This is a genomic window from Pseudoduganella rhizocola, assembly GCF_045984285.3.
In the GTDB taxonomy this organism is placed as follows: Bacteria; Pseudomonadota; Gammaproteobacteria; order Burkholderiales; family Burkholderiaceae_D; genus Rugamonas.
The window spans coordinates 227,358-250,084 of record NZ_JBJQIK030000003.1 but is presented as its reverse complement, the minus strand read 5'-3'; the positions used below and the strand labels follow the sequence as shown (position 1 = coordinate 250,084).

Annotated in this window: 22 protein-coding genes; 6 read left to right on the top strand and 16 right to left on the bottom strand. The window is 63.2% G+C overall.

The genetic code is table 11. The features are described from left to right. The first annotated feature begins 48 nt into the window (after positions 1 to 48). Genes ACJRPG_RS08375 through ACJRPG_RS08365 form a run of 3 tightly spaced genes read left to right on the top strand, consistent with a single transcriptional unit; the run spans position 49 to position 1,790 of the window. The gene (locus ACJRPG_RS08375; RefSeq protein ID WP_407999607.1) at positions 49 to 174 is read left to right on the top strand and encodes a hypothetical protein; all 126 of its coding nucleotides are present in this window, start codon (positions 49 to 51) and stop codon (positions 172 to 174) included. 13 nt (positions 175 to 187) lie between these two features. After that, complete coding sequence (locus ACJRPG_RS08370; RefSeq protein WP_407999606.1) at positions 188 to 973, top strand: DUF1700 domain-containing protein; 786 nt, start codon at positions 188 to 190, stop codon at positions 971 to 973. 1 nt (position 974) lies between these two features. Continuing rightward, positions 975 to 1,790 (top strand): GIN domain-containing protein, encoded by an 816-nt coding sequence (locus tag ACJRPG_RS08365; RefSeq protein WP_407999605.1) that lies wholly within the window; start codon positions 975 to 977, stop codon positions 1,788 to 1,790. 141 nt (positions 1,791 to 1,931) lie between these two features. Here ACJRPG_RS08365 and ACJRPG_RS08360 read toward each other — a convergent pair whose 3' ends face one another. Beyond that, complete coding sequence (locus ACJRPG_RS08360) at positions 1,932 to 3,131, bottom strand: TIGR03862 family flavoprotein (protein WP_407999604.1); 1,200 nt, start codon at positions 3,129 to 3,131, stop codon at positions 1,932 to 1,934. A 73-nt stretch (positions 3,132 to 3,204) separates the two neighbouring features. On the opposite strand from ACJRPG_RS08360, the gene ACJRPG_RS08355 reads away from it, so the two are divergent. Further along, complete coding sequence (locus tag ACJRPG_RS08355) at positions 3,205 to 3,426, top strand: hypothetical protein (RefSeq protein ID WP_407999603.1); 222 nt, start codon at positions 3,205 to 3,207, stop codon at positions 3,424 to 3,426. 1 nt (position 3,427) lies between these two features. On the opposite strand, the gene moaD is transcribed toward ACJRPG_RS08355, so the two are convergent. From moaD to kbl, 6 genes are all read right to left on the bottom strand, one after another. Continuing rightward, on the bottom strand, positions 3,428 to 3,685 hold the full coding sequence (gene moaD, locus ACJRPG_RS08350; RefSeq protein WP_407999602.1) for a molybdopterin converting factor subunit 1: 258 nt from the start codon (positions 3,683 to 3,685) through the stop codon (positions 3,428 to 3,430). A 1-nt stretch (position 3,686) separates the two neighbouring features. After that, positions 3,687 to 4,907: a molybdopterin molybdotransferase MoeA gene (locus ACJRPG_RS08345; protein WP_407999601.1), complete on the bottom strand. Its 1,221-nt coding sequence runs from the start codon at positions 4,905 to 4,907 to the stop codon at positions 3,687 to 3,689. Further along, the gene (gene thrC, locus ACJRPG_RS08340) at positions 4,908 to 6,374 is read right to left on the bottom strand and encodes a threonine synthase (RefSeq protein WP_407999600.1); all 1,467 of its coding nucleotides are present in this window, start codon (positions 6,372 to 6,374) and stop codon (positions 4,908 to 4,910) included. A gap of 100 nt (positions 6,375 to 6,474) precedes the next feature. Further along, positions 6,475 to 7,854, bottom strand: coding sequence for an L-serine ammonia-lyase (locus tag ACJRPG_RS08335; protein WP_407999599.1), 1,380 nt, complete (start codon positions 7,852 to 7,854; stop codon positions 6,475 to 6,477). 43 nt (positions 7,855 to 7,897) lie between these two features. Then, complete coding sequence (locus tag ACJRPG_RS08330; protein ID WP_407999598.1) at positions 7,898 to 8,860, bottom strand: NAD-dependent epimerase/dehydratase family protein; 963 nt, start codon at positions 8,858 to 8,860, stop codon at positions 7,898 to 7,900. A 12-nt stretch (positions 8,861 to 8,872) separates the two neighbouring features. Beyond that, a complete protein-coding gene (gene kbl, locus ACJRPG_RS08325; protein WP_407999597.1) occupies positions 8,873 to 10,078 on the bottom strand; it encodes a glycine C-acetyltransferase in 1,206 nt (401 codons plus the stop codon). A gap of 184 nt (positions 10,079 to 10,262) precedes the next feature. Here kbl and ACJRPG_RS08320 point away from each other — a divergent pair, with 184 nt between their 5' ends. Further along, a complete protein-coding gene (locus ACJRPG_RS08320) occupies positions 10,263 to 10,838 on the top strand; it encodes a helix-turn-helix domain-containing protein (RefSeq protein ID WP_407999596.1) in 576 nt (191 codons plus the stop codon). Positions 10,839 to 10,903: 65 nt separating this feature from the next. On the opposite strand, the gene ACJRPG_RS08315 is transcribed toward ACJRPG_RS08320, so the two are convergent. The 3 genes from ACJRPG_RS08315 to ACJRPG_RS08305 form a co-directional block, all read right to left on the bottom strand. Beyond that, positions 10,904 to 13,069 carry a prolyl oligopeptidase family serine peptidase gene (locus ACJRPG_RS08315; RefSeq protein WP_407999595.1) on the bottom strand — a complete coding sequence of 722 codons (2,166 nt, stop codon included), beginning with the start codon at positions 13,067 to 13,069 and terminating at the stop codon, positions 10,904 to 10,906. Between the two features lie 105 nt (positions 13,070 to 13,174). Beyond that, positions 13,175 to 15,562 (bottom strand): bifunctional diguanylate cyclase/phosphodiesterase, encoded by a 2,388-nt coding sequence (locus ACJRPG_RS08310; protein ID WP_407999990.1) that lies wholly within the window; start codon positions 15,560 to 15,562, stop codon positions 13,175 to 13,177. Between the two features lie 7 nt (positions 15,563 to 15,569). Continuing rightward, positions 15,570 to 16,211 carry a methylamine utilization protein gene (locus tag ACJRPG_RS08305; protein ID WP_407999594.1) on the bottom strand — a complete coding sequence of 214 codons (642 nt, stop codon included), beginning with the start codon at positions 16,209 to 16,211 and terminating at the stop codon, positions 15,570 to 15,572. Positions 16,212 to 16,331: 120 nt separating this feature from the next. Here ACJRPG_RS08305 and ACJRPG_RS08300 point away from each other — a divergent pair, with 120 nt between their 5' ends. Then, positions 16,332 to 18,167 (top strand): GGDEF domain-containing protein, encoded by a 1,836-nt coding sequence (locus ACJRPG_RS08300; protein WP_407999593.1) that lies wholly within the window; start codon positions 16,332 to 16,334, stop codon positions 18,165 to 18,167. Here the strand turns inward: ACJRPG_RS08300 and ACJRPG_RS08295 are convergent. The 6 genes from ACJRPG_RS08295 to ACJRPG_RS08270 form a co-directional block, all read right to left on the bottom strand. Beyond that, positions 18,164 to 18,355: a hypothetical protein gene (locus ACJRPG_RS08295; RefSeq protein ID WP_407999592.1), complete on the bottom strand. Its 192-nt coding sequence runs from the start codon at positions 18,353 to 18,355 to the stop codon at positions 18,164 to 18,166. The genes ACJRPG_RS08300 and ACJRPG_RS08295 overlap by 4 nt on opposite strands. Positions 18,356 to 18,539: 184 nt before the next feature. Next, complete coding sequence (locus tag ACJRPG_RS08290) at positions 18,540 to 18,965, bottom strand: hypothetical protein (RefSeq protein WP_407999591.1); 426 nt, start codon at positions 18,963 to 18,965, stop codon at positions 18,540 to 18,542. Positions 18,966 to 19,030: 65 nt separating this feature from the next. Then, the gene (locus tag ACJRPG_RS08285; protein ID WP_407999590.1) at positions 19,031 to 20,398 is read right to left on the bottom strand and encodes a tetratricopeptide repeat protein; all 1,368 of its coding nucleotides are present in this window, start codon (positions 20,396 to 20,398) and stop codon (positions 19,031 to 19,033) included. 122 nt (positions 20,399 to 20,520) lie between these two features. Next, positions 20,521 to 21,147 (bottom strand): 3'-5' exonuclease, encoded by a 627-nt coding sequence (locus ACJRPG_RS08280; protein WP_407999589.1) that lies wholly within the window; start codon positions 21,145 to 21,147, stop codon positions 20,521 to 20,523. Between the two features lie 8 nt (positions 21,148 to 21,155). Further along, complete coding sequence (locus tag ACJRPG_RS08275; protein WP_407999588.1) at positions 21,156 to 22,406, bottom strand: Hsp70 family protein; 1,251 nt, start codon at positions 22,404 to 22,406, stop codon at positions 21,156 to 21,158. 137 nt (positions 22,407 to 22,543) lie between these two features. After that, complete coding sequence (locus tag ACJRPG_RS08270; RefSeq protein WP_407999587.1) at positions 22,544 to 22,678, bottom strand: hypothetical protein; 135 nt, start codon at positions 22,676 to 22,678, stop codon at positions 22,544 to 22,546. Positions 22,679 to 22,727 lie beyond the last annotated feature (49 nt).

The window sequence follows — 22,727 nt, the reverse complement described above, 5'->3', positions numbered from 1 at the left end:
TTCCGTACGATGGCACCATCGAAAAAGGTTTTGATACGGAGAAGCACCATGAAACTCGGATTGAGCACTATTGCTGTTTTGACAATCGTCGCCCTCAGCACCGCATCCATCATCTGCATGGAACTGCACACCGGTCCCGGTCCGGCGTTCGCCCAGCAAATGGCCATGAAATAAGCGGGAGCAAGTGATGGGCAAGCAGGAATACCTCGACGCGCTGAAGAAGGCCATGACCGGCCTGCCGCCGGAACTGGTGGCCAAGACGCTGGCCTACTACGAGCAGCGCTTCATCGATGGCCTGACGGTCGGCCGCAGCGAGGAGGAGATCTACAAGGAGCTCGACGAGCCCCGCAAGATCGCCATGACCTTGCGCGCCAACGCCCACCTGAGCGCATTCGAACAGAAGAAAACCCCGGCCACGGCGGCGCGCATGATCGTGTCGCTGGCCGGGCTGGCCGTGTTCAACCTGTTCATGGTGATTCCGGCCATCGTCTTCTCGGCACTGCTGATTGCGGTGTACACCAGCTCCTTCGTGTTCTACGTGAGCGGCATCGCCATGACGGCCAGCGGCATGGCGGGCGCCAACGAAATGGTGTTCAACGGCCCGCTGCGCCACCTTACCGTGTATGACGAAGACGGCGAGGCGCATTACGAGCGCCTGCCCACCAAGGTATCGATCGGCGCGGACGGCATCCAGGTGTTCCAGGATCCTTCGCCCGAGCTGAACGCCGAACTGGATGATGAAACCAGCCGCTCCGGCAAATTCCTCGACCGCGCCGAAGCCATGGCGGACAGCGGCGTGCGTATCAGCATCGACCCCGACAATGAATCGCGCACCACGCAGACCCTGATCGGCGGCGGCCTGATCCTGGGCGGGATTACCCTCTTCCTCCTGAGCCTGGTGGTGACGCGCTACACGATGTCCGGCATCAAACGCTACGTACAGATGAACAAAACCTTGCTGCGGGGACGCTGACATGCGCTTCCGTACCTTAACCAAGGTCGGCCTCGGCCTTCTCCTCCTCGCGGGCGTGCTGGTCGCCATCTCCTACAGCATGCTGCGCACCAAAGGCGTGGTGAACCCGACCAGCACGGCGGGCAGCGTGCTGCGTACCGAAATGCGCGAGATCGGGCGCGGCATCTCCTCGGTGGAACTGGTCGGCCCGATCGACCTCACGCTGCGCCAGGGCGACGTGCCCTCGCTCAAGGTCAAGGGCGAACAACGCCGCCTGGGCAATGTGGAAACCGTGCAGGAAGGCAACCGCCTGCGCATCGGCATCACCGGCGTGCTCCTGTACCACCGCCGCCCGCTGCAGGTGGAGCTGGTGCTGCCATCGATCAACGAACTTGAGATTCACGGCAACGGCGACAGCGTGGTGCAGGGCTTCAGCGGCGAGCGCCTGTCGGTGCGGCTGGATGGCGCGGGCAGCCTGGAATTCGTGGGCCGCTACCGCCACATCGACGCCGGCCTGAACGGCAGCGGCGACATGAAACTCAACACCGGCGGCAGCGAGCGCGTGGTGCTCGAGCTGTCGGGCTCCGGCCAGATCAGCTCCAGCGGCAACTGCAAGGCGCTGACGGTAGACGTGACCGGCTCGGGCAAGCTGGACGCCGAACACATGGCCTCGGACGTGGTGCAGGTCAGCCTGAAAGGCAGCGGCACCGCGCAGGTCTTCGCCCGCAAAGTCGCCGAAATCGAAATCGAAGGCACTGGCGACATCACGGTCTACGGCAACCCCGACCAGCGCCGCGTCAGCCGCACCGGCAGCGGCAGCGTCAGCTGGGCCAACTGATCAGCCCGCGACACCATGGGGCCAGGCCCCAACTGTCGCGAACCCAACCATTGCGGAGAACCGCCGAACGTCCGCTGGCGAAGGCCGCGACGCTCGAGTTCGCGACAGGAGGGGCCTGGCCCCACGGTGTTGCGGACTCGGCTATTTGAGGCGGGCGGCGGCCTGGTGGCCGGCGGCGAGGCCGGTGGCGAGGCAGGCGGTGAGGAGGTAGCCGCCGGTCGGGGCTTCCCAGTCGAGCATTTCGCCGGCGATGTAGATGCCGGGCTGGGATCTGAGCATCAGGCCGTCCAGCGCGTCAAAACGAATGCCGCCGGCGGTGCTGATGGCTTCGTCGATTGGCCGGGTGGCCCGCAAAGTCAGCGGCAGCGCTTTCAGGGCCTGCGCCACACGCCGCGGATTCGCATAGTCTTCCTTGCCCAGCGCTTCATGCAGCAGCCCCGCCTTCACGCCCTTGATGCCCAGGCGCCCCTGCAGATGGCTCGCCATCGACCGCGAGCCGCGCGGCTTGCTGGCTTCGTCCAGTACGCGCTCTGCGCTCAGGTCGGGCAGCAGGTCGAGTTCCAGATGCGCCGTGCCGTTCGCCAGCAGCTCGTCGCGCAACGCGGCGGACAGCGCATAGATCAAACTGCCTTCGATACCGGTCGCGGTAATCACGAACTGCCCCTTCTTCCCGCGCGCGGCCACGGTCGTCAGCGGATGTCCGGCATACTTTTCCATGAAGTGCCGGCTCCAGCCGACATCAAATCCGCAGTTCGATGGCCGCAGCGGCGCCACCGGTACGCCGCGCCCTTCGAACAGCGGCGCCCACGCGCCATCCGACCCCAAACGCGCCCAGCTTGCGCCGCCGAGGGCGAAAATCGCCGCCTCCGCCTGCACGGTGCGCTCGCCATCCGGCGTGGCGAAGCGCAAGGCGTCATCCTGCCAGCCGAGCCAGCGGTGGCGCTGGTGGAACTGCACGCCGCTTTCGCGCAGCTGGTGCAGCCATGCGCGCAGCATCGGCGCCGCCTTCATCTCCGTCGGGAATACGCGGCCGGAGCTGCCGACAAAGGTGTCGATGCCGAGGCTATGCACCCACGCTCGTACGTCGTCCGGCCTGAAGGCATCCAGCATCGGTTTCAGCACGGCGCTGCGCGCGCCATAGCGGGTGACGAACTGTTCGTACGGTTCCGAATGCGTGATGTTCATGCCGCCGCGCCCGGCCAGCAGGAACTTGCGGCCGACGGAAGGCATGGCATCAAAGACGTCCGCGGCGATGCCGGCCTGCGCCAGCGCCTGCGCGGCCATCAGCCCTGCCGGGCCGCCGCCGATGATCGCGGCGCGGGTTGTCTTGGGGGTGTCCATAAGGTGCAGCATTGTAGTCCACAACGGCAGCGGATTGAGGCATACTGGTAAAAAACCTCAAGGGAGACCTGCGATGGGCGCCGCTTTCTGGATCAAACGCTATTTCCTGGCCGCCGTGCCGCTGTTTGCCATCCTCGCCGGATGGGAATGGGTCAAGGGCACCACCACCAGCGCCGACATCATCAGCGCAGCCATCTGGTCAGCCCTGGCCGCGGGCATTTTTGTCGGCGCCGCGTACCGCCGCTACCGCAAGGCACTGGCCTGCGAAGCTTGCGACGCGGGCCGCAAGCCCTGATTCAGCCGCCCGTCACGGGCGGGAAGAATGCTACCTCACAGCCCGCGCTCAGCTGGGTCTCGGGTGTGCACATAAGCTGATTGCAGGCCATGCGCAGCGCACGCCCTTCTGCCAGCGCTTCGGACCACGGCGCACCGCGTGCGACCAGGAAAGCGCGCAAGGCGCCAACAGTCCGCACATCCTCCGGCACGGTAACCGTATCGCCGCTGGTGCCCAATGCTTCACGCACGCTGGCAAAGAACTTCAGGTTGATATCCATCTCAGTACAGTAATTCGCTGAAGGGAATGAAGCGTACGGTATCGCCGCGCTTGATGACCTGCCCCGGCGGATTGTCGATCAGTCCATCGCCCCACACGGTCGACGTGAGCACGCCCGAGCTCTGGTTCGGGAACAGATCCAGCCCGCCCTCCCCGTTCAGGCGCGCACGCAGGAATTCGTTGCGGCGGTCGGCTTTAGGCCAGTCGAAATCGGCGCGCACCGCAAAGGCACGCGGCGGCTTCGCTTCGCCGCCACCCTGCAGCTTGAGAATGAAGGGCCGCACGAACAGCAGGAAGGTGATGAAACTGGAGACCGGATTGCCCGGCAGGCCAAGGAAGAAAGCCTTCTGCACTTCGCCGAAGGCCAGCGGCTTGCCCGGCTTGACGGCGATCTGCCACATATTCAGTTTTCCCTCCGCTTCCACCGCAGGCTTGATGTGGTCTTCCTCGCCGACAGATACGCCCCCGGAGGTGATGATGAGGTCATTGCCATCGGCAGCGCGGCGCAACACGGCGCGGGTTGCATCGAGCGAATCGGGCACGATGCCGAAATCGTCCACTTCGCAGCCGAGGTTTTCCAGCAGCGCGCGCAGCGTGAAGCGGTTGGAGTTGTAGATGGCGCCCGGCGCCAGTGCTTCGCCCGGCATCGCCAGCTCGTCGCCGGTGAAGAACACGGCCACGCGCAGCTTGCGGAACACGTCCAGCTGCGCCAGGCCCACCGAGGCGGCCAGCCCCATCTCCTGGCTGCGCATGCGCGTGCCGGCGGGCAGGATTACGCTGCCGTTGCGGATATCCTCACCCGCACGGCGAATCCAGTCCCCGGACTTCGGTACATGGCGCACAATCACCTTGTCGCCGCTCGCCTCGCATTGTTCCTGCATCACCACCGCATCGGCGCCCGGCGGAATCAGCGCACCGGTAAAGATGCGCGCGGCGGTACCGGGCTGCAGCGGCTCGCCGACATGGCCGGCGGGAATGCGCTGCGAAACGGGAAGCTCCGCGGTACCGCTTACGCAGTCTTCGGCGCGCACTGCATAGCCGTCCATCTGCGTATTGTCGGCGCCGGGAACATCCATGCCGGATACCTGCGCTTTGGCGAGCACGCGGCCGTTTGCCTGCAGCGTGTCCACGATTTCGGTCTCCGTTACCGGACGGGCAGCATTCAGCAGGAAGTCCAGCGCCTCCTTCACTGCCAGCATCGGTTTCGGTTTGTATTCGCTCATTTACAGGCCTGTGTTGGAGGCGATATAGGCTTTCATTTTCTCGACGTCAGCCGGCATCACCACAAAGCGCTGCGGCAGCGCCTCGATGTCTTCAAAGCCGGCCGGACGCTCGGCATCGTCACCCAGCGCTTCCAGGATGGTTTCATTGAACTTGGCCGCCAGCGCGGTTTCGAGCACGATCATCGTCACGCCCTCTTCCAGGTTCTCTTTCGCCACCTTGATGCCGTCCGCCGTGTGCGTGTCGATTACGATGCCGTAATCGTCGGCCACGTCGCGAATGGTCTGCACACGCTCGGCGTGCGTGGATTTGCCGGACTTGAAGCCGTACTTCGACACCAGCTTGAATTCGTCGCCGTCCGGACCGGTGAGATCGAAACCGCCTCGCGTTTCGACCTTGTGGAACAGTTCACGCACACGTTTCGGATCGCGGCCCACGAGATCGTAGACGAAGCGCTCGAAGTTCGAGGCCTTCGAGATATCCATCGACGGGGAGCTGGTATGGTAGGTCTCGGCCGATTTGCGCACGCGGTAAGCGCCGGTGCGGAAAAATTCATCCAGCACGTCGTTCTCGTTGGTGGCCACCACCAGCTTGTCGATGGGCAGCCCCATCATGCGTGCGATGTGGCCGGCGCAGATATTGCCGAAATTCCCCGACGGAACGGTGAACGACACTTTCTGGTCGTTGCTGGTGGTCGCCGCCAGGTAGCCGCGGAAGTAATACACCACCTGCGCCACCACGCGCGCCCAGTTGATCGAGTTCACGGTGCCGATCTTCTGGCGCTGCTTGAATTCCAGGTCGTTGGACACAGCCTTGACCATATCCTGGCAGTCATCGAACACGCCTTCGACGGCGATATTGAAGATGTTCGGATCCTGAAGGCTGAACATCTGCGCCGTCTGGAAGGCGCTCATCTTCTTGTGCGGGGACAGCATGAAGACGCGGATGCCCTTCTTGCCGCGCATGGCGTATTCCGCCGCGCTGCCGGTATCGCCGGATGTCGCGCCGAAGATATTCAGCTCCGCGTTTTTCTTCGCCAGCGCATACTCGAACAGATTGCCGAGCAGCTGCATGGCCATGTCCTTGAAGGCCAGCGTGGGACCGTTCGACAGCGCCTGCAGCACCAGCTTCTTGCCATCGCCCTCTTCCAGCACGCGCAGCGGCGTGATGTCGGCGGCGTTCTCGCCTTCGCGCGCATTGCGGTAGACATCAGCGGTATAGGTCTTGTCGGCCAGCGCCTTCAGGTCCGCTTCCGGAATGTCGGTGGCGAACTTTTTCAGGATCTCAAATGCGAGCGCCGCATAGGGCAGTTTGCGCCATGCATCCAGCTCAGCGCCGGTCACTTGCGGGTATTCAGTGGGCAGATACAGGCCGCCATCAGGCGCCAGGCCGCCAAGCAGGATATCGGAGAACTGTTGCGGGGACTGCGATGCGGCCGACGCGTCGGCGCGGGTGGACACGTATTGCATAGAGTAGAAAATCCGGGTTAAGCACGACAAATGGATATCTATTATAGTGCGGCCGGACTTTCTATGTGAATTTGACCAGGATTCCGAACGAAATCTTGCCTCAGCAGGCGGCGTGGTTCACCGTCACCACGTGGATGGCGAGGCCGCCCAGCGAGGTTTCCTTGTACTTGGCCTGCATGTCGGCGCCGGTCTGGCGCATGGTTTCGATCACCTCGTCCAGGCTCACGAAGTGGGTGCCGTCGCCCTTCAGTGCCAGCGATGCGGCGGTAATCGCCTTCACCGCACCCATGCCGTTACGTTCGATGCAGGGAATCTGTACCAGTCCGCCGATCGGATCGCAGGTCATGCCCAGGTGGTGTTCGATGCCGATTTCGGCCGCGTTCTCGATCTGCAGATTGCTGCCGCCAAGCGCGGCAACCAGGCCTGCCGCCGCCATCGCGCATGCCACGCCCACTTCGCCCTGGCAGCCGATCTCCGCGCCGGAAATCGACGCATTGCGCTTGCACAGCATGCCGATGGCCGCAGCCGTCAGCAGGAAGTCGCGCACGCCGCGTACCGGATCCAGCGGTTTGCAGTCCTCCGCATAATATTTGAGCACTGCCGGGATAATGCCTGCGGCGCCATTGGTCGGCGCAGTCACCACCCGGCCCCCGGCCGCATTCTCTTCATTGACGGCCATGGCGTAGAGGCTCACGCCATTCAGCGCATCGTGCGGCAGCTGGTTGGCGCGGTCGCCGTTTGCCGCCTGGCGCCACAGATCGGCGGCGCGGCGTTTCACTTTCAGGCCGCCCGGCAGCTGGCCACTGGTCTCAAGGCCGTGCGCGATGCAGTCGCGCATCACGTGCCAGATGCGGTCAAGGCCGGCGTCGAGCGCTTCCTCGTCCATCCGCGCCAGTTCGTTCGCACGCAGCATGGCGGGAATCGTCATGCCGCTCGCCGCGCCGTGCGCCAGCAGGTCGGCCATGGTGCAGAACGGGAATGGAATCTGCACGGTGGGCGCAGCCTCGGTCTGCGCCAGCTCCCCTTCGGCGCGGATAAAGCCGCCGCCGACCGAATAGTAGACTTTGTCGGTGACGCTGCCGTCGGCGCGCTTCAGCGTGAAGCGCATGCCGTTCGGATGCTCGGGCAGGTTCTCCGTTTTGTGGAAGATGAGGTTGACGGCGGCGCTGAAAGGCACGGCTTTGGCGCCAAGCAGTGCCAGCTGCTTGGCCTCTTCCGCCGCCGCCAGCATCGCATCCACCTGGCCGGGCGCCACGCCTTGCGGCGTTTCGCCCATCAGGCCAAGGATCACGGCCTTGTCGGTGCCGTGACCCACGCCAGTCAGCGCGAGCGAGCCATACAGCGCGGCCTCCACGGCCACGACATCGTCCAATGGACTGTTTTCGAGCAGGAAGCGGCGCGCCGCCACCATCGGGCCCACGGTGTGGGAACTGGAAGGACCTATCCCGATCTTGAACAGGTCGAAAACACTCATATCCATTGAATTTTGTCTCGCTTTATATTTATGGGTGGTGCTTGGGACGTCAGGCCGGTTCGCCGATCTTCACGTCGATATTGGCCAGCATGTCCTTGACCATTTCGGCCACGCCGATGCGGGCTTTCCAGCCCCAGTCGGCATTGGCCTTTGCATCGTCCAGGCTCTTTGGCCAGGTGTCGGCGATGGCCTGGCGGCTGTCCGGCTTGTAGGCGATGCTGAAATCGGGCACCTGGGTCTTGATCGCAGCGGCCAGTTCCTCCGGATTGAAGGACACGCCCGCCACATTGTAGGAAGAACGGATCCTGATCTGTTCCGCCGGCGCTTCCATCAGTTCGATGGTGGCGCGGATGGCGTCGGGCATATAGATCATCGGCAGCGTGGTCTTCGGGCCGAGGAAGCAGTCATAGGTCTCACCGCGCAGCGCCGAGTGGAAGATGGCGATGGCGTAATCCGTGGTGCCGCCGCCCGGTGGCGACTTGAAGCTGATGATGCCCGGGTAGCGGATCGAGCGCACATCCACGCCGTATTTGCTGTGGTAATACTCGCACAGGCGCTCGCCGGCCAGCTTGCTGATGCCGTAGATCGTGGTCGGATCCATCACCGTCATCTGCGGCGTATTGTCCGCCGGGGTATTCGGGCCGAAGGCCGCGATGGAGGAAGGCCAGAACACGCGCAGGGGCTTGCCGGCTTCGCCGCGCTCGCGCGCCACTTCGAGGATATTCAGCAGGCCGTCCATGTTCAGGGTCCAGGCTTTCAGCGGCGCCGCTTCGCCGGTGGCGGAGAGCATGGCGGCCAGCTGGTAGACCTGGGTGATGTTTTCCTGTGCGACCAGGGCGCCCAGCGCCTCCTTGTCGAGCACATTCAGCACCTGGTAGCGCGCTGCGTTGTAGAGGTTCTTCGGGCTGATATCGGTGGCGACCACATTTTGCGCACCGTGTTTGGCGGCCAGCGCTTCAACCAGTTCGCTGCCGATTTGTCCGTTGGCGCCAATGACGAGAATACGTTCCATGCTAAATCCTGTTCAGTTCTTGAGAGTGCCGAGTTCCTTGCCGGCCTGCTCGAAAGCGGCCAGCACCTTGTCCAGTTGCTCACGGGTGTGAGCGGCGGAAAGCTGGACGCGCACACGGGCCTGGCCCATTGGCACCACCGGGTAGAAGAACCCGCTGAGCAGCACGCCCAGCTCGTACATTCGTGCAGCGAACTTCTGCGCCACGGGTGCATCGAACAGCATCACCGGCACTACAGGGTGCGTACCGGGCTTGATGGTGAAGCCGATACGCTCGATCTCCTTGCGGAAGTATGCGGTGTTCTCGTGCAGGCGGTCGCGCAGTTCGGTGGACTCGCTCAGGCGTTTCAGCACTTCCAGCGAAGCACCGGCAATCGATGGCGCCAGCGTGTTGGAGAACAGGTAAGGACGGGACTTCTGGCGCAGGGTATCGATGACTTCCTTGCGGCCGGAGGTGAAGCCGCCCATTGCGCCGCCGAGCGCCTTGCCCAGCGTGCCGGTGATGATGTCGATCTTGCCCAGCACATTGTGGTGCTCATGCGTGCCGCGGCCGGTCTTGCCCATGAAGCCGGATGCGTGGCATTCGTCGATCATCACCAGCGCGCCATATTGCTCGGCCAGCGCCACAATCTTGTCCAGCTGGGCGATGGTGCCGTCCATCGAGAACACGCCGTCGGTCACGATGACCTTGTGGCGCTTGTCCTTGGCGGCCTTCAGCTGGGTTTCCAGGTCGGCCATGTCGTTGTGCGCGTACCGGAAGCGGGCGGCCTTGCACAGGCGGATGCCGTCGATGATGGAAGCGTGGTTCAGCGCATCGGAGATGATGGCGTCGTTCTCGTCGAACAGCGGCTCGAATACGCCGCCGTTGGCGTCGAAGGCCGCTGCGTACAGGATGGTGTCTTCGGTGCCGAGGAATTTCGAGATCGCCTGCTCCAGCTGCTTGTGCACCGTCTGCGTGCCGCAGATGAAGCGCACGGAGGACAGGCCATAGCCGTACTGCTCGGTGGCGGCGATGGACGCCTGGGCCACCCACTCCTGGCCGGACAGGCCGAGGTAGTTGTTGGCGCACATATTGATCAGGGTGCGGCCATCCTCGCTCGTCACTTCGGAGCCCTGGCGCGACGCCAGCACGCGTTCCGGCTTATACAGGCCCTGCTCGCGCAGCGTGTTCAGGTTCTGTGCCAGGCCGCTGTAAAACGCATTCTTTGCTTGCTCGCTCATGATCTTCCTCAGGACAGGTGGGGATTTCGGCCGCTTGACCGCATGTTGCCTATGTTGTACCGTGCTTCAACACAGAACAGGTTTCGAAAGTTTACTCCTTTTTCGATAACCGCTCCGGATTCCACTATTTTGAACTCAAGTTCAATATAACGAATCCTACATAAGCTTATTGAACTTTGCAAGCATGAAACCAGCTATTTCACCGAATGCCCCGCCCGAAGTCGGGGCGGCCCTGCAGAAACTGCGCCTGGCGCGCGGCCTGACGCTTGAAGATCTATCGCGGATCGCGGGGGTATCGAAGTCGATGCTGTCCCAGATCGAGCGTGAAAAGGCCAATCCGACCATTGCCATTACCTGGCGCCTGGCCAATGCCCTGGGCGTGGCCATCAGCGAACTGCTGGCGGACGGCGAAAAGAATGTCGAAACGATAAGAGTGCTCGACGCCCATGAGACTCCCACCCTGCCCGGCAACCACGCCGGCTACGTGCTGCGCATCCTCGGGCCGATGGAGCTGGCCGGCAAGCACGAATGGTACGAACTGACCTTGGCGCCGGGCGGCGAGCTGGTATCGCAAGCCCACGATCCCGGCACCAGCGAGCACCTGACAGTACTGCACGGTACGATGGAGCTCGAGGTGGGCCCCGACCGCAAGAAGGTCAAGCACGGCGGCACCGCGCGCTACCCGGCCGACCACCCCCACGCCATCCGCAACCCCGGCAAAACCGAAGCCAAAGCCCTCCTCGTCGTCATCCACCGCTGACTGACACCATGGGGTCAGGCACTCCGTGTCACATGACATACGGTGCCTGACCCCAAGGTGTCAGCTTATGGGCTACCAACTGCGCTAGCGGGGGCGCTCATGTTGAGGGCGCGGGTGAGGAAGCCCCAGCGGTCGGCGACTTCTTCAATCTGCTTGGAGGTCGGCTTGCCGGCGCCGTGGCCCGCCTTCGTTTCGATGCGGATCAGGATCGGCGCTGCGCCGCCCTGCCCGGCCTGCGCTGCCGCCGCGAACTTGAAGCTGTGTGCAGGCACCACGCGGTCGTCATGGTCGGCCGTCGTGATCATCGTCGCCGGGTAGCAGCCGCCTGCCTTGATGTTGTGCAGCGGGGAGTATTTCACCAGCGCGCCGAATTCGTCGGCGTTGTCCGAGGAACCGTAGTCCGAGGTCCAGGCCCAGCCGATGGTGAATTTGTGGAAGCGCAGCATGTCCATCACACCCACCGCAGGCAGCGCGGCGCCGAACAGCTCCGGACGCTGCGTCATCGCCGCACCAACCAGCAGGCCGCCGTTGCTGCCGCCGCCGATCGACAGCTTCGCCGGCGACGTCACCTTGTTTGCGATCAGCCATTCCGCCGCGCCGATGAAGTCGTCGAACACGTTCTGCTTCTGCAGCTTGGTGCCGGCCTTGTGCCACGCTTCGCCGTATTCGCCGCCGCCGCGCAGGTTGGCCATCACGTACACGCCGCCCATTTCAACCCATGCCAGGTTGGCCACCGAGAAGGTTGGCGTCAGCGAGATGTTGAAGCCGCCGTAGCCATACAGGTAGGTAGGATTGCTGCCGTCCAGTTTCAGGCCTTTCTTCGATACGATGAACATCGGTACCTTGGTGCCGTCCTTGCTGGTGAAGAATTCCTGGCGTGTTTCGTAGGCGTTCGGGTCGAAATCGACCTTCGGCTGGCGGTAGATGCTGCTCTGGCCAGTCTTCATGTCGTAGCGGTAGATGGCCGTCGGCGTGGTGAAGCTGGTGTAGGAATAGAAGGTTTCGCCGTCGCCGCGCTTGCCGTAGAAGCCCGCCGTGGAGCCCAGGCCGGGCAGCGCAAGATCACGCACTTCCTTGCCCTTCAGGTCGAATACCTTGACGGCGCTGTGCGCGTCCTTCAGGTAGTTCACCACCAACTGGTTGTTCAGGATGTTCGCGCTGGTCAGCGTCTGCGCCGCTTCGGGAACGATCTCTTTCCACTGGTCCGGGGCCGGCTTGCGCGTGTCGATCGCGATGATGCGCGACTTGGGCGCGTTCTTGTCCGTGACGAAGTAGAACACTGCGCCGTCGTTGTCGATGAATTCATAGGACGCATCGAAGCCCTCCAGCAGGCCCGTGACCTTGCTGTCCTTCTTCGTCAGGTCCTTGAAGAACACGCGGTTGCGGGTTTCCGTGCCTTGCGAGGAGTTGATCAGCAGGTAGCGGCCGTCGTCCGTTACCTTGGCGCTGAAGCCCCATTCCTTCTGGTCAGGACGGTCGTAGACCAGCACATCCTTGGCCTGCTCCGTGCCCAGTTTGTGGAAGTACACCTTCTGGAAGTAGTTGATACCGGACAGGCGCTGCGCCTCGGTCGGCTCGTCGTAGCGGCTGTAATAGAAGCCGCTGCCGTCGTGCGCCCATGCGGTGTTGGAGAACTTCACCCACTTGATGTGGTCCGCCACATCCTTGCCGCTCTCGATGTCACGCACCTTGATTTCGTTCCAGTCGGAGCCGGATGCGGCCGTGCTGTAGGCCAGGTACTTGCCGTTCGGGCTCACTGCCACGCCGGCCAGCGCCACCGTGCCGTCGGCGGCCAGCGTGTTCGGGTCGAGCAGCACGCGCGGCGTGTCGTTCAGCGTCGTCATCGTGTAGAGCACGGACTGGTTCTGCAGGCCGTCGTTGCGGCTGTAGAAGTAGCGGCCGCCTTCCTTGAAAGGCACCGAGTAGCGCTCGAAGTTCCACAGCTTGGTCAGGCGCTGCTTGATGGCGGCGCGCGCAGGAATCTCATTCAGGTAGCCGTAGGTCAGCTTGTTCTGCTGGTCCACCCATTCCTTGGTCTCGGCGCTGTTGGCGTCTTCCAGCCAGCGGTATGGATCCGCCACCATGGTGCCGTGATAGTTATCCTGCTGGTCCACCTTCCTGGTGCCTGGATAGCTGATGGTGCTGCTGCCGGCCGGGCAGGATTGAGCCATGGCGCTGCCGCCGAAGGCGGCGAGCAAAGTCAGTGCGAGGGTAGCGCGTCGAAGTTGCATGATTGTCCGTGTCTGAAAATACCGCCTCCACATGGGCGATTCGCGAACGATCATAGCCGGATTTGCAACGAATAAGAAAGGCAAGCAAGGCCCTTCCGGCAGTTTTTATTCGGCCAGACTGGCCTCGTGCTGCGGCGCGCGCCACTGCTGCACCCAGCCTGCCAGCTGGTCGGCCGGCATCGGGCGGCTCATGAAGTAGCCCTGGCCCTGGTCGCATCCCAGTTGGCGCAGCAGGCGCCATACGGCTTCGCTTTCAATGCCTTCCGCCACCACGCGCAGGCCCATATTGTGGCCAAGGTCGATGGTGGAACGGACGATCTTCGTGTCGCCGATATCGTTCTCCATATTGAGCACGAAGGATTTGTCGATCTTCAGTTCATCGACCGGCAGGCGTTTCAGGTAGGCCAGCGAGGAATAGCCGGTGCCGAAGTCGTCGATTGACAGGTCGCAGCCCATGGCGTGCAGCCCTTCCAGCGTTTGCTGGGCGCGCACCGGGTCGTCCATGATGGCGCTCTCGGTAATCTCCAGGCAGAAGGATCCTGCCGATACCTGGTGCCGCGACAGGATGGCGGCGAACTTCGATGGCAGGTCCTGGTCCAGCAGGTCGCGCGTGGACAGGTTCACCGACACCTTGAGGTGCACGCCCTGCAGCGCCAGTGCGTGGCACAGCGCCGCGGACTGCTCCAGCACCCATTGGGTCAGCACGCGGATAAAGCCGGTCTGCTCCGCGAAGGGAATGAACTGGTCGGGGAACACATTGCCGCGTTCCGGATGCACCCAGCGCACCAGCGACTCAACGCCTACCACGGCGCCACTGCCCAGCGTGATCTTCGGCTGCACGAACAGGCGCAGCTCATTGCGCTCCACCGCGTTGCGCAGTTCCGTCAGCAGCGACAGGCTCTGCGCGCTCGATTTGTCGAAGGAAGCGTCATACACCACGGCGCCGTCGTTACGCTGCTTGGCGGTATACATCGCCACTTCGGCCATGCTCAGGAGGGCTTCACCGTCTTCCGCATGTTCGGGATAGCCTGCAATGCCAAGGCCCGCCCCCAGGTCCACCATCTGGTCGTCCAGCGACAGCGGGCTTTCGAGCGCCGCCAGGATTTCCGCGGCGATGACGATGGCCTGGTCCAGGCTGGAGCGCGGCAGCAGCACCGCAAACTCGTCGCCGCCGAGACGCGCCACCTGCGCGGCCAGGTCATGGCGGTTAGCCAGCTGCAGCTGCAGCCGCCCCGCCACCTGCTTGAGCAGTGCATCGCCGAAGCTGTGGCCCATCACGTCGTTGACGTGCTTGAAGCGGTCCAGGTCCATCATCAGCACGAACACGCTGCCGTCCTGCGCGCGCGCTTCGGCGATGGAGTCGTTCAACAGCAGCAGGAACTGGGCGCGGTTCGGCAGGTTGGTGAGCGTGTCCCAGTACGCGAGATGGCGGATCTCCTGCTCGCGTTTCGCAATACCGTTGCGCATGCTGTCAAAGGCCTGCGCCAGTGCGCCGATTTCGTCGCCGCGCTTGGATTCGATCTGCACCTTGTAATCGCCCTGCTCCAGCCGCTTGGCGGTCTGCGCCAGCTCGCTCAGGGGCTGCGCAATGCGCTTGGCGGTCAGCACGCTGGCGATCGCGGACACGATAATGCCCGCCACCGTCAGCGCCATCAGCCAGTGTTCGAGACGCGAATACTCAGCAGTCGCCTCATCGATCGAGCGGCTCAGCACCACCACGGCGCGGTGGCCATCGTCTTCGCCCACCGGCATCAGGCGTGCGCTGTATTTGTCGCCATCGATATCGGCGTCAAAGGTTTCCGGCGCCGGATGCGGCATCGTCTGCAACTGCGCCAGCAAGGCGCCAGTCTGCAAGGGCGACATGGTGCTCGCTGCGGCCAGCCATTGGCCTTTGGGGTCGCGCGTGAGGATAGTCGTATGCACGCCGGTAATCTGGCGCATCTCGGCGACCTGCTGTTCGTTGATCGGGAAGGTCATCACCACCCAGCCGATCGTGATCGGGGCCTTCACCGGCATTACCACGACCTGGTAGGGACGGCCCTCGACGATGGCGATGCCGTTGGCGCCATCGGACTGTTCGGCCTCGTCCAGCATGCTGAGCACCAGCTTTTCCAGGCCGTTGGAACGCACGCCGGTGGATGCGGAGATCTGGCGCTCGGAGTTGACCAGCATGGAGGCCGATGCCTTGATGCGGCGCGCGCTGTTGTCCAGCGCGGATTCGATGGTAGCGCGGTCGTCTTCGTCGTTGTTGCCGATGGCGGCCAGGAAGGCCGTGTCGCGCGCCAGCAGGCGGGCGCCGAAACGCAGGCTTTGAGCATTCTGTTCGAGCAGGCGGCTGAACACCTTGGTGCCGTTCACCAGCTCGGAGCTGATGGAACTGCGTGCATTGGAATTGATGCCGCGCTGGATCACCAGCAGGCCCACTACCTGCACCACCACCAGCAGCACCAGGAACAGGGTGACAATCCGGCTTTCCAGGCTACGGAAACGCATCATGGCCTCAGTAATTGCTGAACGGCGAAGGCTCGTTATCGAGGCTCGGCGGCTTCATGGGCATGCGGAAAGCGACCGGCGTCATGGCGTCGCCCGCCTTCACCGCAACCGCCTGTTCCGCGGGCTGGCTTGCCACCATATCGTAGTGCCAGGCCTTCACGATGTATTTGCCGCCAGCCGCGGGCATGTCCACCTGCGCCATGCCTTTGGCATCGGTCTTGGCGAAGAACGGGGTATCCACCACGCGCACGTAAGCCACCATCTTGTCGTGGATATTGCAGCCGAGGACCACCACGCCGGGCTTCTCGAAGGTCTGCGGCTCGGCCGTGGTGCCGGAATACAGCTTCTGGTCGAATTTGTGCGCGGGCGAGAACGAGTAGATGTGATGGCGCACGCGGTCGTTGTTCGGGAAGGAGATGCGGCTGCCGGTCTGGATCACGGTAACAGTCGGGATGAACTTGAGCCCCTTCTGCGCGATTTCCGCCGGCTTCATGGTTTTCGGCACAGCCTGGCCCGGCTCGGCCTCAACGTAGACCACGGCGTCCTGGATCGGCTTGCCCGCCGCGTCGCTCAGTTGAACCGTGACGCCCGAAGCGAAGGCAGCAGATGCCGGAATCAGTGTTAACAGGGCGGCGAGTCGTGTCGGCATTGTGGCGTTTATTGGCTGAAGGATATGGACAAACGTAGTTTAACTGCAAAACTTGCTGCCTGTGTTCATCAAGCTGTCATAAAGCATTTCTATCATAGAAACGATTGTTAATTTGAGACCATGATTGTGAACCTCGCCAATATAAGCTATCTGAGCACTCCCGCCCAGCCCAATGGGGCGGTGGCAGACGAACAGCTTGGCGGGCATCTGCAGCAGATCCTGGCCGGACGGCAACTTAGCGCCCTGTTCCAGCCCATCGTGCAGATGCAGACCGGGACAATCATCGGGTATGAGGGGCTGATTCGCGGCCCATCGGACAGCCCCCTGCACTCTCCCTTGCGCCTGTTCCAGGCCGCGCGGACGCTGAACCTGACGCAGGAAGTGGAGTTCCTGTGCCGCTGCGTGGTGCTGGAACGCTTCGCCGAGCTGGCCCTGCCCGGCAAGCTTTTCCTGAACGTCAGTCCCGAATGCCTGTTGCCGCAACGCGACGGCAAGCTCAGCCATACGCTGGAAATCGTGCGCCAGGCGGGCTTGCAGCCGGACCAGCTGGTGATCGAGCTGACAGAAAACCAGCCCACATACGATTACGAGCAGATGCGCAATGCGGTGCTGCACTATCGCGAACTCGGCTTCGAAATTGCGATTGACGACCTGGGCGAAGGCTTCTCCAGCCTGCGCCTGTGGTCGGAGCTGCGCCCGGAGTATGTGAAGGTGGATATGCACTTCATCCAGGGCGTGAACAGCGATCCCGTGAAGCTGCAGTTCGTGCGCTCGATCCAGGAGATCGCGGAGAAGTCGAACACGCTGGTCATCGCGGAAGGCATCGAACAGCAGGCCGAGTTGCTGGTGCTGCGCGACCTGGGCGTGGCGTTTGCGCAGGGCTATCACCTCGGGCGGCCGCATGCGAATCCGGCGAAGGCGCTGCCGGCTGAGGTGGCGAAGGCATTAAGCCGCAACGGAGTGTCGGTGTATCCGCAGCAGACTGCGGAGAACCAGACGGCCAGCATAATGAAGCTGCTGCACAAGGTGGCAGCCGTGCCGCCGACGATGAACAACAACGATGTCTACGACATCTTCCTGGCCGACCCGAAGCTGCTGATTATTCCGGTCGTGGAGAACGACAAGCCGCTGGGGCTTATTTCGCGTTTCGAGATGATCGACCATTTCGCGCGGCCCTATCAGCGCGAGCTGTATGGCAAAAAGTCCTGCAAGCAGTTCATGGACAGCAAACCGCTCGTCGCCGACAAGTCCACCAGCCTGCAGGACCTGTCCTTCCGCATGGTGGAGTCGGACGCGCACCACCTGTTCAATGGCTTCATCATCACGGACCGCGGACGCTATCTTGGCATGGGCACGGGGCACGACCTGATGCGCGAGATCACGCAGATGCAGATCAACGCGGCACGCTACGCGAATCCGCTCACGCAGTTGCCGGGCAATGTGCCGATCAATGAACATATCGACCGGCTGCTGCAGAGCGGCACGAAGTTCTGGGCCTGCTACTGCGACCTCGATCACTTCAAGCCCTTCAATGACGTGTACGGCTACCGGCGCGGCGACGACGTCATCCAGATCACCGGCCGCATCCTCACCAGCCATACGGACCGCGACCGCGATTTCGTGGGCCATATCGGCGGCGACGATTTCATGATCCTGTTCCAGAGCGAGGACTGGGAAGAACGCTGCCGCGCCATCCTCGATGAATTCGCGGCCTGCGTGACGGAGTTCTACAGCAATGAGGACCGGGAGCGCGGCGGCTACATCTCGGAAGACCGGCAGGGCAAGAAGGTATTCTATTCCCTGATGAGCCTTTCGCTCGGGGTCATCAAGGTGGCGCCGCGCCAGTATTACTCGCACCACCAGATCGCCACCTCCGCTTCCGAAGCCAAGAAACAGGCCAAGAAAATCCACGGCAACAGCCTCTTTCTCGACCGCCGCGACGGCCCCGGCCGTTAGTCGCGCTCAAGCAGCCTCGCCTGCAATGCTTTCACCTTGCGGCGCAACCGAAGGTTCTCGCCAATCGTGACCAGAAGCGTGGCGCCGGCAAATGCCTGGGTCGCAGTCTCCCCCAGAAAATACCAGAAGGCCCACGCTATGCCGGCGCACACCAATGCAGTCAAGAGCAGGTAGATGGAATCTTTCATTTCCTGGCCTATGTCGGCTTGTCGTGCTGACGCAACTGTCTACGCAATCGAGCGTTGTCGATTGTGAGCGTCAATACGATCACCGACATAATTATGCCAAAACCGTAAACATCGAAAATTCGCCAGAACAGTGCTGCTGATGCGGCACAGATGACACCCGATACCAATAGAAGAACAGAATCTTTCATGCCCGCCTCGCAATCTGCACGTACATATGGCGGCTGCCAACACTTGCATCGAAGATGCCCGGCCACCGCATAAGAGTAGACTGTAGCCAGGGCCGGTGAGTTCCCGTCCTGAGCGCCAATTCCAGCACGTCGGCGAGCGAAGTTCCGCCTGCAAGCGAGCGGCCAGTGGCGACCGCCATGCTGCCAATGACCGCGCCAATGTAATAGCTCGCCCACACAGTGTGTCCAACAGCCAGCTTTTCCAAACCTGTGGTCGCGCCAATCAGCTCTCCCATGGTTGCATTCCTTCCAAACTTCTTGAGCGCCGCGAGTAAAGTCTCGACATGACCTACCACCAGCCCTTGATTTGCATACAGGGACTCGGGTGCAGGCAGGCCAAGTGCCAGCATGTTTTCGCGAAAGTATTTGTAGAACTGGGACATGACGTTCCTCCAGAGTGGAATAAGCAGACTCTAGAGGAAGCGGACCGCGGCAGCGTTGGGGAAGCTCAAGCGCGGTGAGTGTCGCGCCAGCGGCGGGTGAGGAGCTGGGCGGAGCCGAGTTCCTCGCGGGTGAGGCGGGTTTCGATCAGCTTGCGGTTGCTGCTGGCGGTCTGGTCGCCGGCTTCGGCTGCCAGCGTAATCCACATATAGGAACGGATCGGGTCGCGCGCCACGCCGCGCCCGTGGCTGTACATGCCGCCGAGGTTGTATTGCGCCAGCGCGTGGCCCTGCTCGGCCGCCTTGCGGTACCAGCGCACCGCTTCCGCATCGTCCTGCGGCACGCCCTGCCCGTTCGCGTACATCACCCCGAGATTATTCTGCGCGCTGGCGTCGCCCTGCTCCGCCGCGAAGCGGTACCAGGCCGCCGCGCGCACATCGTCGCGCGGCACACCGTGGCCGTTCGCATAGATCACGCCCACGTTGAACTGCGCATTCGCCGCGCCCTGCTCGGCCGCCTTGCGGTACCAGGCCAGCGCCGACGCAGCGTCGCGCTCCACCCCGCGCCCATGCGCATACATGCCGCCGAGATTGTATTGCGCCATCACGTGCCCGGCCTGCGCGGCGCGGTGATACCAGCGGGCGGCTGCGGTGTCGTCGCGCGTGCAGCCGTAACCGTTGGCCAGCATCACGCCAACATTGAACTGCGCGTCCGCGTCGTCCTGCTCCGCCGCGCGCTGCAGCCAGGAGAAGCCCACTTCAAGATCGGTCGCAATGCCACGCCCCTCCGCATAGGCCACGCCAAGATGGCGCTGCGCCACCGCATGCCCCTGCAGGGCCGCGCGCCGGTACCAGGACACGGCATGTGCATCGCTCTGCGTAACGCCATGTCCATGGCGGTACATGAAGCCTACATTGAGCTGCGCCACCGGATCGTCCTGCAGCGCCGCCTTGCGGAACCATGCCATGGCCAGCGGATAGTTGCGCGGCACGCCCAGCCCCTGCAGATAGGCCTCGCCCAGCAAATTCTGCGCGCCTGCCGCGCCCTGCTCGGCGGCGCGGCCGAACCAGCTCGCCGCCATTTCATCGCTCTGCGGCACGCCGCGCCCTTTGCGGTACATGGTGCCGAGATTCTGCTGCGCGGAGGGATCGCCCTGCCGCGCCGCCTTGCGGAACCAGAACACGGCTTCGGCATCGTCCTGTTTGACGCCGGCGCCGCCGTAGTACATGGCGCCGAGATGGTTCTGCGCGAAGGCCAGCCCCTGACCGGCCGCCTGGCGCATCCAGTTGAACGCTTCGGCCGCGTTTTCCATCACGCCGCAGCCGCGTTTGTAGAGCAGCGCCAGATTGAACTGGGCATAGGCATCGCCCTGTTCCGCTGCCTCAAGGAACCAGGCGAAGCTGCCCCGGTCCTCATCCAAGTCTTGATTCTTCATGCCAGCTCCCCCTCTCCAGCACGTCGATGTTGTTTAAATTTTAACTACCGATATGCTGCTCCGTTTGAGGGACCTCAAAAGAAAGCCCGCTCTGCCGGCGGGCTTCGGGAAATGCTGCGGACTCAGCCGGGTTGCGGCGACTGCTTCAGCAGCCAGGCATCCACCTTGGCCGCCGCCAGCTTGTTGACGGACACCAGCAGCGCGGGATCGACACTCGCAATACCGTAGCGCTGCGCGATATGGCGGCCGATGTGCAGCAGTACTTCCGCCGCCACTTCCGCATCCGATTCGGCCCGGTGGGCCGCGCTGCGGAAGCGGATACCCAGCTGGCCGCTGAGCTGGCCCAGCTTGTAGCTCGGCAGTTTCGGGAAGACGCGGCGCGACAGCTTGAGCGAGCAGACCGTCGCTTCGTGCAAGGGCGCCAGGCCCTGGCGCGCACTTTCCGCTTTCAGGAATTTCTCGTCGAAGCTGGCGTTATGGGCCGACAACGCATCGCCGCCGATGAATTCCAGCAGTTGCGGCACCACTTCCGATGCGGGCGGCGCCGTGTCCACCATCTGCTGCGAGATGCCGGTCAGGCTGGTGATGAACGGCGGAATGCGCACGCCGCAATTCACCAGCGACACAAAACGTTCCACCACCCTGCCATCGGCAATGCGCAGCGCCGCCACTTCCGTGATGCGGTCGCCCATGTCCGGCGACAGGCCGGTGGTCTCGAAGTCGAGCATGACGATAGGTTTGCCCAGCATATGCTTCCTTATGCGAACTTGCGTACGGCGTCGAGCGCAAGTCCGGCGCCGATGCTGCCAAACAGGTCGCCTTCGACCTTGCGCGCGGATGGCACAACGGCGCCGATACGTTCGCGCAGCAGGCCCACGCCGCTTGAACCGCCGGTAAAGAAGATGGTATCGATCTGTTCCTGCCTCACGCCGGCATCGGCCAGCATGCCGGTAACGGTATTGCCCACATCGTCCACCAGGTGGCTGATCGCGCGCCCGAACAGCTGGCGCGGCACATCCAGCGCTGCGGGCGGCGACAGGCGGTCAAGGTCGAGCACCACGCTGTCCTCCGACGACAGGCCGATCTTCGCTTCTTCCACCTGCATCGCCAGCCAGTGGCCGGCGCGGTCTTCGATCAGGGCCTGCAGGCGCTGCATCTTGTCCTGCTCCTTCGCATCGCGCACCAGCTCCGCCAGCTGCGCCGTCATCTTGCGCGTGTAGGCCAGGTTGATGGTGTGCCAGGTGGCGAGGTTAAAGTAGTAGCTAGATGGGACTTCCACCCCGCTCAGCAGCTGCGTGCCGTAGCCGAGCAGCGGCATCACGGCCGCAAGGCTCAGGTATTTGTCGAAATCGGTACCGCCGATGTGCACGCCCGCCGTGGCGAGGATATCGTCGCGCCGCTCGGGCTTCATGGCGCGGCCGGGCGACAGGCGCACCAGCGAGAAGTCCGACGTGCCGCCGCCGATGTCGGCAATCAGCACCAGCTCTTCGCGGTCGATCTGCGATTCATAATCGAATGCCGCCGCAATCGGCTCGTACTGGAAGGCGATATGGCGGAAACCGACCGAGCGCGCGATCTCCGCCAGCGTGTCTTCACCGGCCTTGTCGGCCACCGCATCGTCGTCGATGAAGTGCACCGGGCGGCCCAGCACCACCGAGTCGAAGCTGCGGCCGGCCGCCTGTTCGCCACGGCGTTTCAGCTCGCCGATGAACTGCGCCAGCAGCATGCGGAAGGACAGGGAGCGGCCGGCCACTTCGGTCTGGCCATCCATCAGGCTGGTGCCCAGCAGGCTTTTCAGGGAGCGCATCAGGCGGCCTTCGTAGCCGGCCAGGTAGTCTGCCAGTGCCGCGCGGCCGTAGCTCACCTCGTCGTCGTCGGCATTGAAGAACACCACGGACGGCAGGGTCGGCTTGCCCTCCTCCAGCACCAGCATGGTCTGCTGGCCCGGACGCACCCATCCCATGGTGGAATTGGAAGTGCCGAAATCGACGCCGCATGCGTTGCCCATCAACAGGTGTCCTCGATTGTTTCGCTAAAGGGGCGGTATTTTAGCAGAGCGGCTTGTTCGCGATCAAAAACCGGCATGGCGGACGGCGCTAAGCTGCTCATTTGCCTCGAAGGGAGAGCGCCATGGCCAAGCCCGACTCACTCCACCACTCCAGCCTGCATCATCTCCAGCGCCGCCGCTATCGTCGGGCCGCCGCTGCCCTGCCCCTGCTGCTGGCAATCGTATGCGCGCTGGCATTCTTGTTCGGCTAGCAAGGCCACGGTCGCGCGCACGCGACAGTTCATTCCTTGAATTCGAGAAATAATTGCCATCAAGTAAGAT